Raw genomic sequence first — 9,158 nt, 5'->3', positions numbered from 1 at the left:
TGGAGAGCTGTCCGAGTGGTCGAAGGAGCACGATTGGAAATCGTGTAGGCGCTAACCGCGTCTCGAGAGTTCGAATCTCTCGCTCTCCGCCAGATAGGGCCCGTTGGTCAAGTGGTTAAGACACCTCCCTTTCACGGAGGTAACAGGGGTTCGAGTCCCCTACGGGTCACCATTATTCATTTCCCTGGAGGCTTAGCTCAGCTGGGAGAGCATCTGCCTTACAAGCAGAGGGTCGGCGGTTCGATCCCGTCAGCCTCCACCATATATGTTTTACTTGTACTATCGCGGGGTGGAGCAGCTCGGTAGCTCGTCGGGCTCATAACCCGAAGGCCGCAGGTTCAAATCCTGCCCCCGCAACCAATTTTACTGCGGAGCCGTGGTGTAGTGGCCCAACATGCCTGCCTGTCACGCAGGAGACCGCGGGTTCGAATCCCGTCGGCTCCGCCATTTCTTCAAAGTTCGGCTCGGTAGCTCAGTCGGTAGAGCAGAGGACTGAAAATCCTCGTGTCGGCGGTTCGATTCCGTCCCGAGCCACCATTTTCAAAATTGTAAGTTCTTATGCCGGTGTAGCTCAGTTGGTAGAGCAACTGACTTGTAATCAGTAGGTCGTGGGTTCGACTCCTATCGCCGGCACCATTTTTTGGAGGATTAGCGAAGTGGCCAAACGCGGGAGACTGTAAATCTCTTCCTCACGGTTCGGTGGTTCGAATCCATCATCCTCCACCATATTTTTACGGCGGTCGTGGCGAAGTGGTTAACGCACCGGTTTGTGGATCCGGCATTCGTGGGTTCAATTCCCATCGGTCGCCCCATTTTATTAACCAAATGAAATGCTTCATGTTGGGGATTAGCCAAGCGGTAAGGCAACGGACTTTGACTCCGTCATCCCTAGGTTCGAATCCTAGATCCCCAGCCATTACGAGTCATTAGCTCAGTTGGTAGAGCACCTGACTTTTAATCAGGGTGTCGTAGGTTCGAATCCTACATGACTCACTTTATCTTGTTACGCGGTCATGGCGGAATTGGCAGACGCGCTAGATTCAGGTTCTAGTGTCAGCAATGACGTGGAGGTTCGAGTCCTCTTGACCGCACCAACCATCTGCGGAAGTGGCTCAGCGGTAGAGCATCGCCTTGCCAAGGCGAGGGTCGCGGGTTCGATTCCCGTCTTCCGCTCCATCATGGCGCCATAGCCAAGTGGTAAGGCAGAGCTCTGCAAAAGCTTCACCCCCAGTTCGAATCTGGGTGGCGCCTTGAAAGTTTGTTTCATGAATCACGGGATGTAGCTCAGCTTGGTAGAGCACCTGGTTTGGGACCAGGGGGTCGCATGTTCAAATCGTGTCATCCCGACCATTTTTCTGCGGGTGTAGTTCAATGGTAGAACTTTAGCCTTCCAAGCTAATAGCGTGGGTTCGATTCCCATCACCCGCTTTCCTTCATCTAAAAAAGCCTTATATCCGTTGGGATATAAGGCTTTTTTGTCTTTTTCGATCAAATGTAAGTACTATTTGGCATTTACGTCCGGTTGATGGAGCCCAATAATATTGCCTTCGGTATCGATGTAATATCCCTGCCACGCCATGCCGGGCAGCGCGTATTTCGGTAACGCGACCGTGCCGCCGTTCGCTAGGATTTTGGCTTCCGTCGCGTCGTAGTCTCCGGTTCCCATTGTGCAGGCAAAACCATTCACAGGCTGCCCCGGTTGCGGAGCAGCGCCATGGCGCTGCATCAAAGCACCGTTAATTCCCATTGCATCCGCATCACCTGTCACAGCTCCAAAGTAGGGCATGCCGGCGTAGCTGCTGTAATCCTCAAATGTCCAGCCGAATACTTCTCCATAAAACTTCTTAGCGCGGTCCATGTCATCGACATGAATTTCGAAATGTATGACTCTTCCCATGATAACCTCCATTGTTTTGGCTTCCTTACATGATTCTTGTAATAGGGTTTCCTTTCCTACCTGATCCATAACAAATAACAAAATAAAAATAAACCCGACCAAGGATGATCGGGTTCCGGTAGTTAGCTGCTATAGCTGCCATGTTTCTTCTTATAATGCCCATGGCCATAATTGGAGTGATGCGACGAGTAATGGTTGCCTTTCTTATAATCGCTGCTGCTGTGATTCTGGTGACCGTAGTATCCGTGTGAACCGTGATGCTTGCGGCCGAGCAAGGAGTTGAAGAGGCGGTTCAATAGATGTCTTAACATACGCGTTGGACCTCCTATATCAAAATCGAGTGGAAGCGCTTTAGACTTGTAGAATAATACGCAGCTTGATGAATCAGGTTTCGTTATAAATCGCCCAATTACAATTCGATTATAAGAAACCGAGCACCTTGTACAGCCGTAAGTGAAAGCAGGGGAGTGATACGGATGTTAGGTGCATGGTGGCGGGAAAGGCGGCTCAATTGGCTGGATTATCCGCTCCGGGAAGGCGCGGTATGGGCGGGCAGGTATCGCATCGAACAGTTGCTAGGTATGGGGAGCTACGGTCAAGCTTATCGCTGCACGGATCTGAGAAGCGGAGCTAGTGTCCTAATGAAGCGAGGTAAGCCGAGCAAGCGAAGCTTGGCCCGGAAGATGCTTAAGCGTGAGAGCGAGACTCTTCGTGAACTCCATCATCCGCAAATTCCACAGTGGCTGGATTATGCCGCCCACGGCAGAGAAATGGTGCTCGTGATGGAGCTGATTGTAGGGTATAGCTTGGAGCATGCTGTACTGGGGACGGAGAGAAGATACAGCCAGCAGGAAGCATTGCGCCTCATTCGTCTATTGCTGCGGCCGCTGCGGTATATGCATGAAGCCGGCTATATTCACCGGGATGTGCGTATCCCTAATGTTCTGGTTAGCGGTGATAAGCTGGTTATCATCGACGTTGGGTTAGCTTGCCGAATAGGCGAAGAGTCTGCCTACGATAAGGATGAGCCAATCGGATTCGCGGACAGCTGGGGAGCCGTGAAGCACCGGATGCGCGTTCCTGAACCGGCAAGCGACTTGTATGGTCTAGGACATCTCTTCTTGTTTCTCATGTACGCAGGTTACTTGCCGCATGAAGGACAGGAGGAGCTGGGCTGGGAGGAAGAATTGGAGCTTGATCCAGTCGTACAAGACTTTGTGCGAGGGTTGCTGGAGAACAGATGGCAGACGGCGGAAGGATGCGAGCTGGAGCTTGAGCGGACATTCAAGGTGTTGGAAGGGCTAGAATGCAAGGAATAAATAGTTGAAGAAATTGCTTAATCCTACCATTCGCTTCAATTGAGAGCCCGGTTAGGGTACAATCTATATATATTGGTTGAAATGTAAAGGGGTTTAGGTATGGATTTACAAAAAGAAATGCTGCAGTTGAATGTGAATAATGCGATTAAAGGTACGGTTAAGACCAGCTTGCAGGACATCCTTGGACAGCTGACCAAGGATCGGTTGAATTTCATCGCTGCCAACTGCGCGCTAGCGGGGCGCTCCAAACTGAAGAAGCAGGAGCTCGTAGACGCGCTTTGCGATCGGATTACGAATATGGCACAAGTACGGTCAGCCTTCCTTACGGCTGAGCCGCAGGAGTGGGAGCTTGTGAGCCGCCTTCTTAAAGTACCGCATATTCAGGATAATACGATTTACGCTGATGCTTACTTGTTTTTGATGGATAAAGGGTTGGTGTTCAGCTTCCTGGAAGGGGACGAGCTGTTCTTTGTGATGCCGGAGGAAGTCAAAGCCGCATATAAGAAGCTGGACAAGAAGTCTTTCCAAGAGGAACGTCATGTTAACCAACTGGTGCTTCGATATATGGAAGCTGCGGCTAACTTGTATGGCATCTGTCCTCTGGATAAGCTGATTGCGATTATTAACGAACAGAACGATGTTGGCTTGACGGAGGAGAAGCTCCATGCCATTCGTTTATCTGTTTCCGATAAGGTACTGACTTGGGATATTCAGCGCGGTTTTCTGTTTAGCGATAGTCTCGATGGCGAAGACTTGGACGATTATGAAGCGTTCTTGGAGAGCGTGAAGGATAAGCCGTACTACATTCCTCCCCAAGAAGAGCTGCTGCTTTATTCGAATATCGATTATTTCGAGAAGACGCCTGAGCTGGAGGCTTTGAAGAGCTACATCATGCAGGCTCTAGGCAAAACAGAGAAGCAGGCGGAGGCGCTAGTGGATGATATCCAGCTCGCTTGTGCGATGGAAGAGCCGCTCAGCGTCATTATGGAAGAGTTTGATCAGCGCAAGATCCGTTTGAACAAGAATCAGCTCAAGGATGTTGCGCCGTTAATTATTAATGTGCATAACAATACGAGAATGTGGTCGAATCGCGGTTTTACGCCTAATGAGCTGAGACCGAAGACAGTGGAGAACGCGAACGTGATCCAGTTTCCGGCGGCATCTTCGAAAATCGGAAGAAATGAACCATGTCCATGCGGCAGCGGGAAAAAACATAAAAAGTGCTGTCTGTAGGTTATGGAGATTCAACTCGAACAGCGAACCATTGATGTGCATGTCGCCTATGGGGCTGGGAAGAAGCTATCGATCCAGATCGAGCCTTCGGGTTTTATTACGGTGAAGGCGCCTAACGGCACCAGCGACGAGATGATCATACGTGCAGTGAAACAGCATGAGAAGGGGATTGCTGCACAGCTCGATCGGATCGAGAAGTCCCGTGAAGCGCTGACGTTGAAAGAATATCAAGAACAGGGCAAGTTCCTCCACCTGGGGAAGTACTGCTTGTTGAGCGACTTAATTGATACAACGGCGCAGAATGAAGAAGAGCTTCGGCAGCGGTTGAAGAAGTTTTATTTTGCCAGCTGCAAGAAGATTGTTCTGGAACGCATTGCGGCCTATCAGAAACAACTGAAGGTCGCGCCAAAGTCGATCGAGATCGTAGAGTCCAGCACCAAATGGGGAAGCTGCAGCTCGAAGAAACAGCTTACGTTTAACTATCGTCTGGCCATGGCCCCGATCGAGGTCATTGACTATGTCATTATTCATGAGCTGTGCCACCTGTCGCATATGAATCATGACCGGTCGTTCTGGAGACTTGTAGGAAGTGTCATGCCGGACTACAAGGAGAAGGAAGCGTATCTGGCGCGGTATGGACAGGCGATGACGCTTTAGGATTTCACTTGCCGTGATTGGAGGCTAGAAACCGAAGCTGTAGCTAAGGCAAGTTTCTCGACATTGAAAACCCACATCCTAATGGATGTGGGTTTTACTTTTGGCGGGGGTTCTTACAGCTTCCAAATACGGTACAGAATAACCGCCGCTTCGGCGCGGGTGAGGGAGTCGTGCGGAGCGATGCTGCCGTTCTTACCGTTTACGATTCCGGATTTCACCAGTGCTGCAGCGCTGTCTTGCGCATAGCCGGAAATCGTAGAGGCATCTGCGTAAGCATCTAGTGCTCCGGAAGTTACGATTGGCTTACCAGCGGCAGCCAGAGCACGTGTTGTCAGCACCATCATATCTTGACGGGAGATTGTGCGGCCTGGCTGGAAGGTATTATTATCGAGGCCTGTTGCGATGCCCAGCTCCTTGGCGATAACCAGCTCGTTGTAATAATAAGCGGATTGCTCGACATCGCTGAACATCGCGCCTCCTTTGCCTGAGTCGTGCAGTTCTAGTGCTCTTACTAGAAGAGCAATAAAGTCTGCCCGTTTAATGGAGGCGGCTGGAGAGAAGCTGTTCTCAGCTGTTCCCTTGATAATAGCATGCGAGGCCATAGCCTCTACGGCTTGTTTGGACCAAGGCACATGCTGAAGGTCACCGAATGTCTTGAATACGGAGCCTACCGCATAGGTGCTGAAGTGGGTCGTTTGGAAAACAACCGATTGGCTTGCTGCATCATAGCGAGCGTTCGGGATCTGTGTCGCTTTGCCCTGACCATCGATGTACCAAATCACGATATGATCCGGATTACGGAGTTCTTCCGCTGACGGCGTGTAAGGGATCGCGACCGATACAGGCGCAGCCGGATTGTTCCATGCAAGGATGGTGGTGCCTGCTGCGACTACGTTCAGATCGATAACCGGACGGTTTCCAATCAGCTCGCGGGTAGCGGCATCCAAGCTGTCTGTTGAAGCTTTGCCCACACGGATGGATACTTGCTCTGCTTTGTCTGTCACGCTGGAGAGCATGTTGCTTGGAATTTGGATCGTTGCGTTCTCGGTCTTCACCGAAAGGACGAAGGATTCTTGCCCTTTCAGACTTTGCGCCGGTAATTGTACTTCGTACGATGTCGCGTTCGCCTGCTTCGGCAGCTCAATGACGACTTGTTTCTTGCCGTTAGCTGCAAGAGCGGCTTGCTCCAGCGCCTTCTTCAAATTGTCGCCGGAAATCATGCCGATGGCACGTCCGTTGTCCGTCTTCATTTCCGGATGAATCGTAACGACGCCGTTCTGATTCTGGATACTGCCGGTTGGCAGGCTGACAATGCTGCTGCCACCACCTTGATAGGTCGGAGTATTGGTAAGCGTTAGAACACCGTAAACGGATGTGTCCATATAGCCGTTACCCGTCGTATCGTTCCACGCGGTTACGCTTTGGCGGGAGCCGTCCTTCGCGTCATTGATCTGTACGTCGAAACCGAGCTTCTTGCCGTCAGCAGGTGAGATCGCTGTCAATGGGATTTTCACTTCAACCGTGTAGTTGGTTCCGGACACCTTAGTTGCGGATTCGAAACCGGCTGCAAGACTTGACGGATTGAAGGAGGTTTCATTGTCGAAGTTTACTCTGTACTGACCGTCATCCTCTTGATAGAACGATGTTTTTGCATTGTTTGGATCTACGAAGATTTCCACGGAATCTTGTTCATATTTGTTTACATTTGCTTTGTCGAGCTGTGCGTCGCTCACCTGAATCAGAACATACAGATTGTGCTCATCCCAGAGTGCTTTGGCGACTCCGCTCGCCCCTTGCCATGCTGTCTGATACCGGTTAATCGGTATTTCCGATGTCTGGCTCCAAATCGCGTCAACGGTACCATCGACTATCGGCGTAGCAAGGTACGCGGTTGCTTGATTGGCTTCTGCTAATACGGGCTGATGCTCCTCCATGAATGCAGCTGGGTCAATCACACCGTAATAAGCCGGTTTGGCCTGTAGGTTCTTATCAAACAACAAAGGGTTGGAAGCGGCTCTCCAGCTCGTATTGTCATCCATCCCCCAGAAAGTAACGCGCTTGATATGGGCAGCATGTGCTTGAAAAATGTCAAACAGCTGCGCATACAGGTAACCTTGAGCATCGGCAAGCGGCTCGGACAGCTGATAGTTGCTTCCTGCCTGAATGTCGAGCTCCGTAATGCTGATTTCTACGCCCAATGAAATAAACTTCTCCAAGGATAGTTGTACATTGTCCGGGTTCGTGTTCACACTGTAGTGGGCCTGCATGCCGATACCATCAATGAGAAGCTTGCCAGGGTGTGTTTCCGCATATCTGTCGTTGATCGCTTTGACCATATTGGTGATTGCTTGTGCTTTATTCTGATTATCCTCGTTGTAATCATTGTAGTAGAGCTTGATGTCCCAATCCGGATGCGCATCCAGCACTTCTCTCGCTGCCAAGAATGACTGCTCTACATAGTCTGTTCCGATCGCATTGTTCCAAGGCGTTTGGCGCAAGGAGGCTTCCCAATCTGCAGGATCGGAGGGGTTATCGTTCATCGCTTCGTTAACGACATCCCATGAAATGACCTTGCTTCCGAAATGCTCCATGACCGTTTGGATATGGGTCTTCAAATTCGTGAGCGCTTCTTCTCGGCTCAGTGGAATCGTGTTGTCATTGGCATCCTTTGTCGTGTTCATCCAAGCAGGCGATTGTTGATGCCATACCAGTACATGCCCGTGCATCTGAAGACCTTCAGCCTGCACTTTATCGACAAGTGCATCGGCTGCCGTAAAGGTGAAGTTACCCTTCGTAGGCTGAAGCCCATCCGGTTTCATTGCGTTGCCAGCCGTTACGACGTTGAAATGCTGCTTCAGAAGCTCGAGTCTCACGCCTTCCAGATCCTCGGAGGAAATTGCGTTACCGATGAGGAAATCATCCTGGTACGTGTCTTTGATCGGAGCCAGATCCTTCTGAATGGATATCGGTCCGGTTCCTGTGCTTTCAAAGCTGATATCGTCGATGTAGTAGGAAGCGGTTTTGTTAGTGGAGCTCTCTACATAGATCGATAAGAACTCACTGCTTACATTGTTGTATCGGTAGGTGCCTTCAAACTTCACCCAGCCGTCGCTTGCACTGATTGTTTTGCCTGAAAGCTGCACATAGTTGGCACTGCCACCTTGACCAACCTGCGTAGAGAGCTGAAGCTGCGAGCTTGCAGGAGAGATCAACTTGACCCAGGCCGTGATTTTGTATTCGGAGCCCTTGTCTACATAGTTCTCCACGCGTAATGTCGGTCCATGCCATGCATCCGTACGGCCTTCTACTTTCAAAGCGTAGGAGCCTGCTTCGGAATGATTGGCTTCATTGGTTACAGTCAGGGTTTCCGTACCTGCCCGGCCTACAAAGCCGCCCGCTGTTTGATCCTCAAACGTTACGGTGTTGAAATCCAAGGCCGGAGGCCGCGGCTCTTCTACCTCAGGCTCTTCCGGGGTCGCAGTCACTTTCTCGGTGATGAGGACATCCCCGATGTAGAAAGGCACGGTTTTGCCGGATTCGCTGGACTGCACGCGCAGGCTCGAATCTTTGCTCGTATCCACCGTAAACTCTTTCGTCAGCGTGAAGGCTGCGCCGGCAGCGAAATTAGCGCCAGCCAAGAAGCCGTAGCTGTTGACCGTTTGCAGATAGGCTTGTGAACCGTCTGGTATGACCGTGCCGGAGTCAACATAGCCTTGAACAGTCACGGTATAGGTTTTACCGTTCGTAAGTCCGATGTCGCTGAATTTGAAGTCGGCTGCGTCCCAGGTATTCGCTCTGTTGGTTATGGACAAAGCAGCTCCGTCAGCATTGCCGTCAAACACCTTGTCGGAGACCTTCGATAAGCTGGCACCGCCCGATTGAATGGCTTTGCCAATGCCGCCGCTAAAATCCTCATGATAAACAACGTTCGTGCCTGCAGTCGCGGCTTGCGCAGCCGGAGCGAGCAGGCTGGAAGGAATAAGTAAAGCTGCTGCCAGCAAGACCGAGAGTACTTGTTTAATGGTTCCAGTCATGTATTGCATCCCCCTGCG

The 9,158-nt window shown here is 50.9% G+C and carries 6 protein-coding genes and 16 tRNA genes; 19 read left to right on the top strand and 3 right to left on the bottom strand.

Translation table 11 applies throughout. From position 1 onward, the window contains the following. The first annotated feature begins 1 nt into the window (after position 1). The 16 genes from BLW29_RS19940 (at position 2) to BLW29_RS19865 (ending at position 1,428) form a co-directional block, all read left to right on the top strand. Positions 2-92 (top strand) — tRNA-Ser (locus BLW29_RS19940). Positions 93-97: 5 nt separating this feature from the next. Beyond that, a tRNA-Glu gene (locus tag BLW29_RS19935) sits at positions 98-172 on the top strand. 14 nt (positions 173-186) lie between these two features. Further along, positions 187-262, top strand: a tRNA-Val gene (locus BLW29_RS19930). Between the two features lie 21 nt (positions 263-283). Next, positions 284-360: transfer RNA gene (locus BLW29_RS19925), tRNA-Met, on the top strand. Between the two features lie 10 nt (positions 361-370). Next, positions 371-447 (top strand) — tRNA-Asp (locus tag BLW29_RS19920). A 14-nt stretch (positions 448-461) separates the two neighbouring features. After that, a tRNA-Phe gene (locus BLW29_RS19915) sits at positions 462-537 on the top strand. Positions 538-560: 23 nt separating this feature from the next. Then, positions 561-636, top strand: a tRNA-Thr gene (locus tag BLW29_RS19910). A gap of 6 nt (positions 637-642) precedes the next feature. Beyond that, positions 643-726: transfer RNA gene (locus BLW29_RS19905), tRNA-Tyr, on the top strand. Between the two features lie 10 nt (positions 727-736). Then, positions 737-812, top strand: a tRNA-His gene (locus BLW29_RS19900). 29 nt (positions 813-841) lie between these two features. Then, positions 842-916 (top strand) — tRNA-Gln (locus BLW29_RS19895). Between the two features lie 4 nt (positions 917-920). After that, positions 921-993: transfer RNA gene (locus tag BLW29_RS19890), tRNA-Lys, on the top strand. Positions 994-1,007: 14 nt separating this feature from the next. Continuing rightward, positions 1,008-1,094, top strand: a tRNA-Leu gene (locus BLW29_RS19885). 7 nt (positions 1,095-1,101) lie between these two features. Then, a tRNA-Gly gene (locus BLW29_RS19880) sits at positions 1,102-1,176 on the top strand. Positions 1,177-1,180: 4 nt separating this feature from the next. Next, a tRNA-Cys gene (locus BLW29_RS19875) sits at positions 1,181-1,251 on the top strand. A gap of 22 nt (positions 1,252-1,273) precedes the next feature. Further along, positions 1,274-1,350 (top strand) — tRNA-Pro (locus BLW29_RS19870). 7 nt (positions 1,351-1,357) lie between these two features. Continuing rightward, positions 1,358-1,428: transfer RNA gene (locus BLW29_RS19865), tRNA-Gly, on the top strand. A gap of 73 nt (positions 1,429-1,501) precedes the next feature. On the opposite strand, the gene BLW29_RS19860 is transcribed toward BLW29_RS19865, so the two are convergent. Both BLW29_RS19860 and BLW29_RS19855 read right to left on the bottom strand, forming a co-directional pair. Beyond that, positions 1,502-1,897: a VOC family protein gene (locus tag BLW29_RS19860; RefSeq protein ID WP_090982832.1), complete on the bottom strand. Its 396-nt coding sequence runs from the start codon at positions 1,895-1,897 to the stop codon at positions 1,502-1,504. Positions 1,898-2,019: 122 nt separating this feature from the next. Continuing rightward, entirely contained in the window at positions 2,020-2,208 is a 189-nt protein-coding gene (locus BLW29_RS19855; protein ID WP_090982784.1) for a hypothetical protein, read from the bottom strand. A gap of 165 nt (positions 2,209-2,373) precedes the next feature. Here BLW29_RS19855 and BLW29_RS19850 point away from each other — a divergent pair, with 165 nt between their 5' ends. The 3 genes from BLW29_RS19850 (at position 2,374) to BLW29_RS19840 (ending at position 5,106) form a co-directional block, all read left to right on the top strand. Then, entirely contained in the window at positions 2,374-3,216 is an 843-nt protein-coding gene (locus BLW29_RS19850; protein ID WP_090982782.1) for a serine/threonine protein kinase, read from the top strand. A 99-nt stretch (positions 3,217-3,315) separates the two neighbouring features. Then, complete coding sequence (locus BLW29_RS19845; RefSeq protein ID WP_090982780.1) at positions 3,316-4,449, top strand: YecA family protein; 1,134 nt, start codon at positions 3,316-3,318, stop codon at positions 4,447-4,449. Positions 4,450-4,452: 3 nt separating this feature from the next. After that, the gene (locus BLW29_RS19840) at positions 4,453-5,106 is read left to right on the top strand and encodes a M48 family metallopeptidase (protein ID WP_090982778.1); all 654 of its coding nucleotides are present in this window, start codon (positions 4,453-4,455) and stop codon (positions 5,104-5,106) included. Between the two features lie 113 nt (positions 5,107-5,219). Here the strand turns inward: BLW29_RS19840 and BLW29_RS19835 are convergent, their stop codons facing one another. Then, on the bottom strand, positions 5,220-9,140 hold the full coding sequence (locus BLW29_RS19835) for an endo-1,4-beta-xylanase (RefSeq protein ID WP_090982776.1): 3,921 nt from the start codon (positions 9,138-9,140) through the stop codon (positions 5,220-5,222). Positions 9,141-9,158 lie beyond the last annotated feature (18 nt).

The organism is Paenibacillus sp. CF384 (assembly GCF_900106745.1).
Lineage (GTDB): Bacteria > Bacillota > Bacilli > Paenibacillales > Paenibacillaceae > Paenibacillus_Z.
The sequence above is the reverse complement of the archived record's forward strand: the minus strand, read 5'-3'. Positions and strand labels throughout refer to the sequence as shown.

Bases quoted from the DNA above. Each gene is read 5' to 3' on its own strand.
- BLW29_RS19860 (WP_090982832.1), bottom strand. From the start codon at position 1,897: ATGGGAAGAGTCATACATTTCGAAATTCATGTCGATGACATGGACCGC.
- BLW29_RS19855 (WP_090982784.1), bottom strand. From the start codon at position 2,208: ATGTTAAGACATCTATTGAACCGCCTCTTCAACTCCTTGCTCGGCCGC.
- BLW29_RS19850 (WP_090982782.1), top strand. From the start codon at position 2,374: ATGTTAGGTGCATGGTGGCGGGAAAGGCGGCTCAATTGGCTGGATTAT.
- BLW29_RS19845 (WP_090982780.1), top strand. From the start codon at position 3,316: ATGGATTTACAAAAAGAAATGCTGCAGTTGAATGTGAATAATGCGATT.
- BLW29_RS19840 (WP_090982778.1), top strand. From the start codon at position 4,453: ATGGAGATTCAACTCGAACAGCGAACCATTGATGTGCATGTCGCCTAT.
- BLW29_RS19835 (WP_090982776.1), bottom strand. From the start codon at position 9,140: ATGACTGGAACCATTAAACAAGTACTCTCGGTCTTGCTGGCAGCAGCT.